Here is a 12861-nt window from a genome sequence, read left to right on the forward strand (position 1 = left end):
TGTGATATTACAAGGGCGAGGTTTTTTAGGCAAATTGCATCGGCTTCATGTTGGCGGTTGCCAAGAGAACAGCTTGTGAATTTGATCCCATTTCTCGCAGGGCGGAGCTTCGATGACGACTCTGTTTCCGTTCCACGGACTGTCCATTTCGATCTTGGTCGCCTTTAAACACAGTCCTTTGATGTCTAAAGTGTCTCTGAAGAAGCGATTGTGGTGCGAATCACCGTGTTCGATGTCCCCCAGCAGAGGGTGCGCAATGCGGTCAAAATGACGTCGAATCTGATGCCAGCGGCCAGTGACAGGATGAGCCTGCACCAGAGAGTAGCGTGAAGTCGGATATTTTTTACCTACCGCATAGGGAAGTTCCACCTGCGCCAGACTGTGGAACACCGTTTGGGCTTCGACAATGCTTTGTCCTTCGTCGACTTCCAGAGGCAAATCAATGCTGCCGGATTCAGGCACAAAACCGCGAACCACGGCATGATAGGTTTTGTGCATGCGGCGTTCAGCAAAAAGAAAATTCAGCTCGCGCGCGTCCTGGCGGCTCATGGCAAACAGAACAATCCCGCTGGTCGGCGCGTCCAGACGGTGCACCGGAAAGACATCTTTTCGGAACATCTTGCGCAGATGCCACAGACAAATACGTTCTTTGGGAACGGGATAAGGGGACAGTTCGGGCGGGTGCACGAAGAATCCAGACGGTTTGTCGATCGCAAAAAAGTTTTCATCCTGATAGATGATTTTCAAGGGGCTTTCACTGCTCATGCCGGGTCTTTCAGATAATACCTTTTGAATTCCGTATTCAGAATTTCTTCACCGCGGGTGACGGTCAGGGCCCCCTCCTGCACCATCAGGCTGAAACGAAACTCGCGTGAACTTTCTTCGCCCAGGGCCGTCAGAAATTTGTCATTCAGCTGATAGATTTCAATCTTTTCGGGCTGGTGCACATTTTCTTTTTCGCAGTCGCGCAAAATCTGGGTGGCATCTTTGTAAGTGTAGATTTTCACGGCTTGCGAGGCCTTTGAAGCTTTGTGCAGTTTTTTCGGACTGGGATTTCCGATTTCAATCCACAAAAGTGTTCGGCCGCTGGTGGCATCGCTGTGGCTCAGGGCCGCGGACTCAGGATCGCCCAAACCCTGTGCTGAAAACTCCAGGGCTTCTGAATAATTGCAGGCATAAGCCAGCGCACGCGTTAGCATATAGGGCATGGACTCGGACGGATGCATCGCCAGACGGAAATCAAGCTGTTCATAAATGCCGCGGTCGATATCGGAAAGATCAATCCGAAACCGGTACAGTTTAGAGGGTTGTGCCATGGGGCGTAGCATAGGGGTTTTCCCCAGTGAAAGCGAGAAAAGATTGCCCCGAAAGCGGTTTTTTTGCTTCAATGGCGCTATGAAAATGATGGGACATCGCGGGGCTCGGGACCGGGCACCAGAAAACACTTTGCGTTCTTTTGAGTTTGCTTTGCAATCCGGCGTAGCCGCCGTGGAATTCGACATTCACGAATCCCAGGACGGGGTGTGGGTGGTTCATCACGACGACACTTTGGATCGCACTACCATCAGCACGGGCCGGGTGGATGCCTGCACCTGGAACGAGCTTTCCAATGTTCGCACCAAAGAGGGCGACCTGTTGCCGCGCTTGGAACAGGTTTTGGAACTTTTCAAAGGTGCTCAGACCGAGTTGCAGATCGAGGTGAAATCGTCGGGGAACTTTAAGGTTCTGGCTGAACTTTTGAAAAATAATTTCCCGTCAGAACGACTGACCGTCATTTCTTTCAATCATCGGTGGCTGCGTGAATTCCGTGACCATTCCGCGATCAAGACCACATGTTTGCTGTTTGGTTTGCCGCTGAATCCGGTGCAAATAATGGAAAGTGCCGGGGCGCAGGGAATATCGCTCAGTGTGAACTGGATTGATCAGCAGTTGGTGGCTGAATGCCATGCAGCGGGATTCACGGTCACGGCGTGGAATGCCAATGACGAAGCCACGTTCCAGAAAATGAAGCGCATTGGCGTGGATTGTCTGGGAACAGACGTCCCATTTACCGCCGCGTCGTGGTCTTAAGACTAGAGCTTTCCTTCAATTAGAACCTGTGCTCTAGTGATCCCCATACAATTTGTGGGGATCCAATGACCAAGAAAAAAGCGGCCAAATCCAAGTCACCAAGAACTCAAGCCATACACGGAGAGTTCCTTTCAAAATCATGGGAGTTCTCTCACCATTTGATTCCGCCGATGACGGCGTCGACGACTTTCCGTCTGGAATCCCTGCAAAGGGGCGCAGAAGGTTTTAGTACTTTCGGTGCCCAGAAAGGCGAAGAAAAGCCGATCTGGATCTATGACCGTCTGGAAGAACCAACAACAAAAATGCTGGAAGACCAATTGGCACTTCTGGAAAAAGGCGAGTGCGCGGTGACCTTCGGCAGCGGTATGGGCGCAATTGCCTCCACCCTGATGTCATTGCTTTCTTCCGGCCAAAAAGTCATTGCCCATAAAACTTTGTACGGTTGCACTTACAGTCTTTTGACGAACTGGCTGCCGCGTTTGAATATTTCCACGCATCTGATGGACGTGAATGACTTTAAAAATCTGGCACTGCAGCTGGCGGACCCGGCCACACGCGTGGTGTACTTTGAATCCGTATCGAATCCTATCCTGGAAATCGCCGATCTGGAAAAGATCACGGCGCTGGTGAAAGCGGCCAACAAAAAACGCGGTAAAGACAATCAGATCTACACCGTCGTGGACAACACTTTCGCGACACCGTGGGCACTTCGTCCGGTGGAATGGAACGTGGACTTTGTGATTCAGAGTCTGACCAAAAATATTTCTGGTTTCGGTACTGAAATGGGCGGGGCGGTGATTGCCCCAAGATCGCATGAAAGTATTCTGCGCGTGGCCCGCAAGGATTTTGGCGCGATCATCCACCCTTATTCAGCTTGGCACATTCTGGTGTACGGTATTTCCACCCAAGCGATTCGCTTTGAACAGCAACAGGCTTCAGCAACGGCTGTGGCAAAATTCCTGGAAGCTCATCCGAAAGTGGCCAGCGTCACGTATCCGGGCCTGAAAAGTCATGCTCAACATAAACTGGCGAAAAAATACCTGAAATCACCAGAAGGAAAGTTTGCTCCGGGCACGATGATTTCCTTCCAGCTTAAAGGTGACATGAAAAAGTGTCAGAAGTTTGTCGACGATATCGCCAAAAATTCTTATTCGATCACTTTGGCCGTCAGCTTGGGCCTGACAAAGACTTTGATTGAGGTACCTGGGTTTATGACCCACTCGGCGATCCCGGATGACAAACGGGGCGACAGCGGTATTGACCCGCGCGCCATCCGCCTTAGTATCGGTCTTGAAAACGTGAATGACATTATTGAGGACCTGCACGAGGCCCTCAAAAAAATCTAGAATTCGCGGGGAGGACGCTGAGATTCGTCCTTCACATCCAGAGCATAGCTGGTGGCAGTGTCAGAGATTTGGTAGCTCATCTCTGGCAGGCCGTCGGCGACATGGCAAAGGCCAATCTCAAATTCGGATTCGAATTCACAATAGATAGTACCGATTTTTTCAAACGGAGTCACCGGATCCAGTTCTGTGACGTCAGACAAAGCGTCGCGGGTTTGCTGGATTTCTTTTTCCGTGGACAGGCTTAGGTTCTGACTGACTTTGGCGTCATTCAAATCCAGATAGACCGAAGTTAATACATACGGGCATGCGCCACGCTGACCCTTCGTCGGAACTTTCACAGTATAGCGGCCGTCTTCCTGGCGCTGGGCCTTGATGACCAGTGTGCGATCGTGTCCGGCCGGGCTCATGCGGTCTTCAGCAAATTTACAAACAGAAGCATCCATCTTTTTATTGAAGGTGAACGCCGGGGAATAAAAGGCCATGGCTGAAATTTCGGTGGAAACCGGAGCTTGCCCCTGAATCAGGTGCCTCTCGGCACTGGGTTGCAGGCGTGTTTCTGCCGCCATTGCGGTGCAGGTCATTAGCAGGGTGAACAGGGTTGGCAGCATTACGGGCAATTTCATGTTTCATCCTTTGGCTGAAGCCTTAAAATTCATCATGAATGGGAAATGCCAAGGCCATGCCACCGGCAGAGTCCTTCCCGTTGGAATTAGAGCCCGGCTCAGGGTTTTTTTGCCCCATGAGTGTGTCAATTTGTTGATCACGGCGGCCTTTGCGGGCAGGGTGAGGTGATGATCCAGCAACGAAAACGCAAAACCAAAGACCCTTGCCCTGAATGTTTCCTGCACCGGGATTTGTGCCTTTGCAGTTTGATACCTCAACTGGAATCCCGCACCCGTTTGTGTCTGGTGATTCACGCCAAAGAACTAAAGCGCACCACTAACACCGGTCGTCTGGCGATCAAGTCTTTGCTTAACAGCGAGATGCGTGTGCGCGGAGACAGTCAGGAGGCTTTGGACCTTTCTGATTTGCTGGTGCCTGAATACCGCACGGTTTTGTTTTTCCCCGCGGAAGATGCGCGCGAACTGAATGCCGAATTTATGGCCGAAGACCCGCGTCCTTTGCAATTGATTGTGCCGGATGGGAACTGGCGCCAGGCCAGCAAGGTCAACACCCGCCATCCTGAAATTGCCGGGATTCCGCGAGTGATGATCAGTGCGCCCAATAAATCCCAGCACCACTTGCGGGCGGAAACGACCGAAGAAGGTATGGCGACTTTGCAGGCGATTGCGCAGGCTTTTTTGGTGGCGGAAGGCCCCGCAGTCGGTGGGGCCCTGATGGAATTATATCAGGAAAAATTAAAAAGAACCTTGATGGGACGGGGAGTTCTGCCGAAGCCGACTTAGACGTCGGCTTCCATGATCCAGGTGTCAGTGTCATTGAAGAGCTGCTCCAGGATCTCATCTTCAAACAGATGATCCCCTTTGAACAATTCAAACAGTGACAGGGAACGGCTGGTCAATTCTTGATAGGACTTCAGTTTGCCGAAGTATTCTTCCTTGCTCATTTCCGGTGCGGCCAGAGGTTTGTGAACTTCTTTTTGTCCGAAAATCAAAGTGTCATAACTGTAGCTGTTAAAGACCAGTGCCTCTGTCGCCGTGAACTGAGAGTTGGATCCAAAGTTCCCTGCGCTTAGAGGTGGTCTTTGATTGAACAGGTCCATGATGGTTTGTGCGTGTCCGATGTTGGTCTTTTCACGGCAGTGCTTCCAGAACGGAGTGTCCAGTTTCTTGTTGAACTTATAGTGCATGCCCACAAACCAGCGGAAAGTGTCCCACGTCACCGCGATTTCATTGTTGATACCCGAGATGGAAATCTGATCGTCCAGGGTTTTAGGCATCAAACGGCACAAAACATTGATGCTGTGAACAGCCGTCTGAATGGCAGTGGATTCCAAAGGCTCAATAAACCCGTAAGAGTTCCCCAAAGAAAACACGTTTTTCACCCAGGCTTGAGTATGACGACCCGAACGGAATTCAACCATTTTGTATTTTTCAAAATGACCGAAGCGGGCGCGGGCTTCAGCCAAAGCAGTTTCCTCGTCACAGAACTTGGACGAGAACACATAACCATAGTGGTCTTCAGTGCGCATCGGGATCTTCCAGCACCAGCCATTGTTCATGGTAATCACAGATGTGTAGCAATCCACGACATCTTTGTTGGGCAGATCAAAGGTCAGTGCGCGGTCCGTGACCAAAGTGTCTGTGAACGGTGTGAATTCCGTTTTTAGCGCCTGACCCAGAATCTTGGAGCGGAAGCCAGAGCAGTCGATGTACAGATCATAGGAAAGACTGTGACCTTCCTTTGATTCCAAAGATGCCACATACCCACGGTCATCCAGTTTCACTTCGTGAACTTCGGCATCCAGAATGTCAATGCCGCGGCTTTTGACCTCCTTGTTCAGGAAGCGGATCAGGTTCTTGTTGTCGATGTGGTAGGAAAACGGAATGCTTGCCAGGAATGAAGTCAAAGTTCCGTTTTTGTTGCGAATGATCGGAATTTTATTTTCATTCATCAACACCGATGGCCAGTTGGAATTCTTGATGTCGTTTTCATAGTAGTAGGACTCGTACTGGTGTCCGGCAAAGAAGCTGAAATTGAATTTGTAATCACCCGGGCAGCCCCAGTCAAAACGAATACCGAACTTCAACGTCGGCTGGACTTCACGGAAGAAATCCGCCGGGTCGATCTCAAGGCCGCGGTGCAGGAACGGCACGATCTCGGTGGTGGTGGATTCGCCGACGCCGATGACTGGAATTTTGCTGGACTCAATAACGGTGACTTCAACTTCGGGGTGATACTTTTTAAGCGCCAGGGCTGCGAGATATCCGGCGGTGCCGCCACCTAAAATGCCGATGGTTTTGATGTCCGTCGGCGGGCATTTTGGAAAGTTCAAATAGCTTAAATCAAAGGCATTGTCGATATGGTCAGAAAGTGTGTTCATGGGTCGGTAATCTGCCTGTGAATTCAGTGATTTGCAACTTCAGAGATAAAGGCCCCCGGTGCAGGTAAAATGTACCGACACTGTCTTAAAATAGAACAGGCTTTTAGGACCTTCGCCCGTGATATTACCGGACCGAAATTCCGATAAAACACCAATGAAGAAAAGTCCTTACTGGGTTTACCTCCCTGTTGCCACGTTGTTGTTTGCTGCTTTTTTCTGGGCAGGTAAAAAAAGCCGGTCCGTGCTGCCACCAGCCCGTACCGAAATCCCGCAAGCCGGGGTGAAGGCAACTGCCGCAAAGACACCGGTGACGGTAGCAGCTTCAACCCCACAGCCTGTGAAAATGGCAACCCCAACCCAATGGCAGCCCCGCGCGGTGGAAACTCTGAAGGGCGGAGCCCTGTTCAGCGCGCTGTTTGATAAAAAGGTGCTTCAAAATCTGAACCCACAGGATTTGCAAAAAATCAGCGGTCTTTTCGCCAAACCATATCCTCGGGTCGAAAAGCATCACCGCGCCGTGATGGTGGAGCGTCTGGGAATACTAAAGGCCCTGGGTCAGCAGGCCCCCCTGCGTCGGGCACCCAGCTCGGTGATGGCACCGGAGCTTCGCACTTTCTATCGCCAGGTTCTGGAAAATCCGCAAGAAAACTGGATCGTCAAACGTCAGGTGTTTCGAAATCTGAAGTCGGCTCTGACTCCGTCAGAAAAAGAAGCGTATTACCGCCGTCTGGACACCCGCGTGGTGGCCCTGTCGATCAAATCCGAAGCTGAAATTGTCGAGGAGGTTCTGCGTGAAAAACGCTAAGTGGCTTTCTTGGGGACTATTTGGTTTGGTGATAGTGGCGGGCTTTGTTTTCGGCCGCTGGATGCCGGAAGCTTCAGAATTCAGTCTGGATCTTTCATCTGAATCCGTGCCCAGTGTGAATGTTATTGAAAACCTGGCTTGTCCATCCGAGGAAAAATACCACGAGATGGCGCGCAAGGTGTCTTTGGTGATTCCAGAAGGCTCCGAGGCCTGTGATGATTCCTATCGGGCGAAACTGGGAAAGATTCTTTTGTTGATGGATCAATTGCGCATCGAAGCCCCGGCAGACTGGCTGCCCAGTTTTCAGCACGACCTGGGGGATTTGCTTGGGTATGTCGCCAAGAATTCGCGCAGGTTGAATTTGGATCTGAATCAAACAGGCTCCATTGCTTATAACATGTCTTCGGAGCAGTCCATCTATCTGGGCGGATACTTCTTTGGCTCTGAACCGCTCGAAGCCATTTCGACTCTGATTCATGAGGCCCGGCATTCTGTCAGCTATTCTCCACGACATGTGCAGTGTCGGGGTGGGGACATTCCGTTTTCAACCGGGGGCTGTGATGCCCGGTTTGGCACGACTGAAAAAGATGCCGGTGCTTACTCTTACGAAGTTCTGTTGCAAGCCGGTCTTGCGATGTACGGCAAAGGCCTGAGCCCGGCTGACAAAGAATTCATGATGTCTTCGGCACTGACCGTACTGGCCAGCCGCTTTAACGAACTGCCGGTGGAAGTCTCGCAAAAAACCGACGTTTTGCTGGCCCTGGGGCGTCAGGGGCAAGTGTATGTGGTTGATGCCACCGCAAAATCTTTCAAACCGATTGAAATGAAACTGCGCTCAGCCGGTGAAAAAATTCAGCGTCTTGGATTTAGTCCGCGCAATAGCGGTTTGATTCTGTTTTCAGATAAAGCGCATGTCTATAGCTGGTCGATCCGCGAAGGTTTCAAGGACTACAACCCCGAGCTGATCGCGGATATGCCGGTGTGGGATGCCGCTCGAATCACGATTCCAGGCGAAATCAATCGCACCCGGCATACGTTTAAAACGGACGGTGGTATTTACAAAGTTTCAAAACTTTTAGCAGGCAAGATGAAATTTGAATTGGTGGATATGATTCCCGCCAAAGACATGACGAATTATCCGGCGTTTGAAAGCTACTTCCTGGCGCAGTACGGGGACAGTGTGTTTCTGGGGGCTGACGGGGGTGCGTGGCTTTTGGCCCATGATACTTTCTCGTCTGACTGGTTTAAAAAACCGGAAGGACTGCAGGATTCCCGGGGCTGGCAGCAGGGAACCGGCGGAGTGTTGTATGAGGACTTGTTCCTGCTGACTCGCACAGGCGAACTTCGCGTGGCCAAGTCTTTCTATGAAGAGCTGGATGAATACAATTCCCGCACGACATACACGACCGAGGCGGTGGACTTTAAGATCCCGGGACGTTCGGTCAAGTATCTGCAAGGTTTAAAGATTCATGGTCAGTTGAATGACGACGGGCACCTGTTCCTGCGGCCGTATGGCAGGGCAGAGCAAATCGAACTTCAGGGGCCGGACATTGTCGACTTTGCGATCATCCATAATCCGGCTTTGAAATCCCCGGTCGTTCCTCACTCAAGCCAAAAATAGGCTCTACGTCAGGTCTTGGGCAGGCGGGGCCTTGTCAGAATTCCTATATCCGAGCTGGCGCCTGTTTTGCGGGGCAAACAATTTGCTTAAATCCTCGCAAAACCCAGGTGAGGCCCATGAGCAAGTTGAACGTGGCAGGACATTTTAATCTTCCGACGGTGTTGATGGCACTTCTGACGGTGCTGTCTTTTCCGGCCTTTGCCCAGCATTCCTGGGATCAAATTGATTATCGCGCCAATCTGTATGACCTGCGGGATTCTGAAATCCGCCGCGGTGACAACATCGATGAATCCAATCGTCAGTTGATGGAAGAAATCCGCAACTTCAAGCCCACAACCAATGGCCGCGCCGAGGGTGTCACGTACGAGCAGGCTTTGAGGATTGTGCAGATGACCAATCAAAATGACATCACCGGCAATCGTGGGCATTCCAAGTATGATCCCGATGGCATTCGTGGTTTCTGCTTCGGGCGGGCCCTGTATGCACATTTGGAACTGCTTCGCCATGGCGTAGATTCGCAAGCGATAAAAAAAGTCTTTATCGTGGGCCCGATGAAAAACGGGGTGGACTGGCAGTTCCATGTGACGACTGTGGTTCGTGCGAAGGATAAAAATGGCTGGTATGCTGTAGACACATTCACTGGCAAGCCGATGCTTCTGGAAGAATGGTTCTCGCGCTTCACGGGATATTCGACTGACAAAAAACTTCGCATGTACGTTACTCGTCCGGCCAAGATCGGCCCAAGCTCTTGGGAATACAACACCAAACGGGGTGGATTGTTTGATCCTTTTTATAATAGCTACTTCAAAGACATGTTTGAAATGTTCCGTAAAACACGCGTCAGTTCGTCTGATAAGTTCGTTCAGCGCTGCTCTCAATTGTTCCTGTAAACATTAACTGAAATTAATACTGTCCAGGAATTTGACACGGATCAATTCCTAGGAGTTTTCATAACTCTTTGATAGATTCCCCAGCGGCGATTGATGCCGTTGTAAGGGGAGTCCCTGTGTTGAATTCAAAGCTGTTGCTGTCATCCTTGCTGCTTTTGTCCCTTGTTGCTTGTACGAAGAATGAAGAAACCAATAATGTTGAAATGAACGGTCAAGAGACCTCCATTATTGGTGGCGAAAAGGCCGATGCCGCGAATCCAGTGACGGCTTCCACGGTGTCTTTGATTTATAACTATCAGGGAAAACCTTACTCCATCTGCACGGGCACATTGATTTCAAAGAATCTGGTTTTGACTGCGGCTCACTGTCTGGTGGATCTTCAGGGCGCAGAGATCTTCGTTCATATGGGTGAGGTCCTTCCGACAACGGTTGATGAAACAAAACTTTTGCGAGTGGCAGAATACGAAACTCACAAGGACTATCACCTGGTCTATGATGACAACGGTTTCCCGGTGACAGGTCGTAACGACGTGGGTTTGATCAAGTTATTGTTGGAGGCTCCGGAAAACGCCGTTCCGGTTCCCATTCTGGATGAGTCCGTCGAGCTGAAAGCGGGCGAGACCCTGTTGCTTGCCGGTTATGGATTGCTGCATGAAATTGAAAATCCGATTCCAGCAACAGGTCTGAACTTTGTGCGTGTGCCATTGGCTAAATTGTGGGAATCGATTCTGGTGACCGATCAGAACAATGCCAAAGGTGCTTGTTCTGGTGATTCCGGTGGCCCGGCTTATTTGGAAACTTCCAAAGGACTTGTTGTTGTCGGGATTACTCGCGGGCCGCACGATCTTGCACCAGACTGCCGTCATTTCGGTGAATACACGAACGCCACTATGTTCAAGACTTTCATTCTTGAAGAAGCTGCGGCGATGGGTGCTGACGCCCCCGTCTTTACGACCGAGCGTCAGTAATCCGTCCTAAAGATTCGTCTGCAGTGTCAAAAAGACGCTGCGGACTTCCCCTGGGTACAGATAGATGTGCCCATACTGAGTCGGGGATTCCTTCCAGTATTTTCCGTCCGTCAGATTTTCAACAGCCAGGCGCACGACGGTTTTTTCATCTTTCTTCCCAAATTCATAAGAAGCTCCCGCATCCCAACGGGTCCATGCTGACAGCATCATGGAATTATCCGCAGTCACCGCACGCTCACCTTCATAGGAAATGCGCGAATTCACTGACAAGCCCTGAAGGCCCGGGATCAGATAACTCACATGGGCACGGAAAGTATGCTCAGGCAGATTCGTTGGACGCTGGTCATTGACGGCGGCATTCAAAGTGCTGTCCAGGCGACGAGCCTTCAGCCACATTGCTGATGCTGTCCATTGCAGACGTCCTGCTTCACCACCCAGTTCTGCCTCAACGCCCTGATGGCGGCTGAGGCCGTCAATTTTATAGTCCGGTCTTTGATCCTCCACCTGAGGTCGTTCAATTTGGAAGGCCGCAAGATTCCAAGTGACAGCTTCACCACCGCGCACACCGACTTCGATTTGTTTGCTGATCACGTCCGGAACAAATTGTCCGGGGTTTGTGTAGCCACTGCGGTTCGGGGTGACATAGGTTTCAACACCTTCACCATAGCTGACATAGGTCATCCAAGTCGGGAATTGGTAAGAAAGGGCCATCCACGGCAACACAAAGTTTTCGCGATAATCGGTGGCTCGGGACGCATCGGTGCGAACACTGCTGCGATGAACATCACTGAAGCGAAGCCCCAGCCACGCACCCCAAGGCCCAAATTTGGCGGAATCAAAGGCAAACAGTTCGTTCACTTCAGAATCTCTGTTGGTATTTTCATCTGTCAGGGCAGGATCTGCCGGAAGCTTCGCCGTGCCCTGCACATTGCCCGCACCCACTGGGTTGTAAGCCTGTTTGTCATAGCGTTCACGGGATACATGTCCCAGATATCCGATATTGATGTCGTGGGAAACAGACCATGTTTCCGCTTTGATTTGCAGGGAGGTCTTGACGGCCTGAGTGCTGCGGCGTTCGTTTTCACTTCGGAAGTCGTACATGTCGAAAGTGCCGTCAGAACAATAGCGGTCATAATTGTTTTCAGCCGAGCAGCCAAACGGGTATGCCAGACGGTCGTCGGTGTGCAGTTCTTGTGCGCCCGCGGCAGTATGCCAGATCAGATTCTGGTTAAATCGGTGAGTGTACTTCAAGCTGCCGGTCAGACCGGTGAAAACCACCGGCTGGGACCAGCTTTGATTGTTCAGGTTCAAGCGCGGATCAGATGCAGATGGCAGATCATTGCCCAAAAGACTGAACGCCGCTTGGGTCGGCTGGGATTTTTTGGACCATTCGATGTCTGACTCAAATAATTGACCTTCGGAAATGCGCCAGCTGTTGGCCAAAGCCAGGACACTTCGTTCACCTTTGCTGTCTTCCACTGCGGGGCTTAAGTTTTCATGGGCCACATTCAGGCGATAACCGAACTGTTCATAGCCTTTGACCGGGCCAGCGGCATCGGCGGCGATCAGCCAGTCCCCATAACTTCCAACTTCGGTTTCAAGCAGCAGTTGGTGACGCGCAGTCGGGCGTTTGACGACATAATTGACCATGCCTCCGGGCGAGCTTGCACCGGTCTGCAGGCCATTCAGTCCTTTCAGCACCTCAAGACGCTCTTTGTTTTCCAAAGGAATGGATGTTTGCGTATTGATCGGCAGGCCTTCACGCAGGAAGTTTGCGCGATTGTCCAGGGTAAACCCGCGAATGGACAGATAGTCCCAGTATCCCGAAGCGTTGTAGCTGTCGGTGACGGACGCTTCAATGAGAGTGATATCAGACAGACGGTGAATGCGGTTTTCACGCAAAGTCTTGTCACTGATTTGGGAGGAAGAAAGCGGCAGATTTTGTGCGGGAACATCGGGGAAACCAAAAGCCTCCAGAGGTTCCTGAACCTGATCATCCTGAACAGTGATGGTGTTGATCTCGGTCGGTGCGTTTTGTGCGTGCAGACCCTGGCTGGTCAGCAGAGCTGTCATGGCAGTGAGGATTGATACGTGCTTTTTCATAGCCTTCCTTTGGCAGGTCGGCAGGATAGAAAGGGGCCTTTTGGGGATGGGCCG

12 protein-coding genes are annotated in these 12861 nt (G+C 51.2%); 7 read left to right on the top strand and 5 right to left on the bottom strand.

Annotation, left to right across the window (positions count from 1 at the left end):
• Window positions 1–45: 45 nt before the first annotated feature.
• Both BDT_RS06880 and BDT_RS06885 read right to left on the bottom strand, forming a co-directional pair.
• Entirely contained in the window at window positions 46–765 is a 720-nt protein-coding gene (locus BDT_RS06880; protein WP_015090523.1) for a pseudouridine synthase, read from the bottom strand.
• Window positions 762–1328: a YaeQ family protein gene (locus tag BDT_RS06885; RefSeq protein ID WP_235046291.1), complete on the bottom strand. Its 567-nt coding sequence runs from the start codon at window positions 1326–1328 to the stop codon at window positions 762–764. The genes BDT_RS06880 and BDT_RS06885 overlap by 4 nt, the downstream gene beginning before the upstream one ends.
• A gap of 67 nt (window positions 1329–1395) precedes the next feature.
• Here BDT_RS06885 and BDT_RS06890 point away from each other — a divergent pair, with 67 nt between their 5' ends.
• Both BDT_RS06890 and BDT_RS06895 read left to right on the top strand, forming a co-directional pair.
• Window positions 1396–2070, top strand: coding sequence for a glycerophosphodiester phosphodiesterase (locus BDT_RS06890; protein ID WP_015090525.1), 675 nt, complete (start codon window positions 1396–1398; stop codon window positions 2068–2070).
• 65 nt (window positions 2071–2135) lie between these two features.
• Entirely contained in the window at window positions 2136–3416 is a 1281-nt protein-coding gene (locus BDT_RS06895; RefSeq protein ID WP_015090526.1) for a trans-sulfuration enzyme family protein, read from the top strand.
• Here the strand turns inward: BDT_RS06895 and BDT_RS06900 are convergent.
• Window positions 3413–4039, bottom strand: a complete 627-nt coding sequence (locus BDT_RS06900; protein ID WP_148278749.1) for a hypothetical protein — start codon at window positions 4037–4039, stop codon at window positions 3413–3415. The two genes, BDT_RS06895 and BDT_RS06900, sit on opposite strands and share 4 nt — an antisense overlap.
• Before the next feature lie 168 nt (window positions 4040–4207).
• Here BDT_RS06900 and BDT_RS06905 point away from each other — a divergent pair, with 168 nt between their 5' ends.
• A complete protein-coding gene (locus BDT_RS06905; protein WP_015090529.1) occupies window positions 4208–4822 on the top strand; it encodes a tRNA-uridine aminocarboxypropyltransferase in 615 nt (204 codons plus the stop codon).
• Here the strand turns inward: BDT_RS06905 and BDT_RS06910 are convergent.
• Complete coding sequence (locus tag BDT_RS06910) at window positions 4819–6420, bottom strand: tryptophan halogenase family protein (protein WP_015090530.1); 1602 nt, start codon at window positions 6418–6420, stop codon at window positions 4819–4821. The two genes, BDT_RS06905 and BDT_RS06910, sit on opposite strands and share 4 nt — an antisense overlap.
• 154 nt (window positions 6421–6574) lie before the next feature.
• On the opposite strand from BDT_RS06910, the gene BDT_RS06915 reads away from it, so the two are divergent.
• The 4 genes from BDT_RS06915 to BDT_RS06930 all read left to right on the top strand — a co-directional run bounded on the left by BDT_RS06915 (window position 6575) and on the right by BDT_RS06930 (window position 10704).
• Entirely contained in the window at window positions 6575–7225 is a 651-nt protein-coding gene (locus BDT_RS06915; protein WP_015090531.1) for a hypothetical protein, read from the top strand.
• A complete protein-coding gene (locus tag BDT_RS06920) occupies window positions 7212–8846 on the top strand; it encodes a hypothetical protein (RefSeq protein WP_041577301.1) in 1635 nt (544 codons plus the stop codon). The genes BDT_RS06915 and BDT_RS06920 overlap by 14 nt, the downstream gene beginning before the upstream one ends.
• A 116-nt stretch (window positions 8847–8962) precedes the next feature.
• Window positions 8963–9736 (top strand): hypothetical protein, encoded by a 774-nt coding sequence (locus BDT_RS06925; RefSeq protein ID WP_015090533.1) that lies wholly within the window; start codon window positions 8963–8965, stop codon window positions 9734–9736.
• Between the two features lie 116 nt (window positions 9737–9852).
• Window positions 9853–10704 (top strand): S1 family peptidase, encoded by an 852-nt coding sequence (locus tag BDT_RS06930; RefSeq protein WP_015090534.1) that lies wholly within the window; start codon window positions 9853–9855, stop codon window positions 10702–10704.
• A 6-nt stretch (window positions 10705–10710) separates the two neighbouring features.
• On the opposite strand, the gene BDT_RS06935 is transcribed toward BDT_RS06930, so the two are convergent.
• Window positions 10711–12807 carry a TonB-dependent siderophore receptor gene (locus BDT_RS06935; protein WP_041577303.1) on the bottom strand — a complete coding sequence of 699 codons (2097 nt, stop codon included), beginning with the start codon at window positions 12805–12807 and terminating at the stop codon, window positions 10711–10713.
• Between the last annotated feature and the right edge of the window lie 54 nt (window positions 12808–12861).

It is taken from the genome of Bdellovibrio bacteriovorus str. Tiberius (assembly GCF_000317895.1).
In the GTDB taxonomy this organism is placed as follows: Bacteria; Bdellovibrionota; Bdellovibrionia; order Bdellovibrionales; family Bdellovibrionaceae; genus Bdellovibrio; species Bdellovibrio bacteriovorus_F.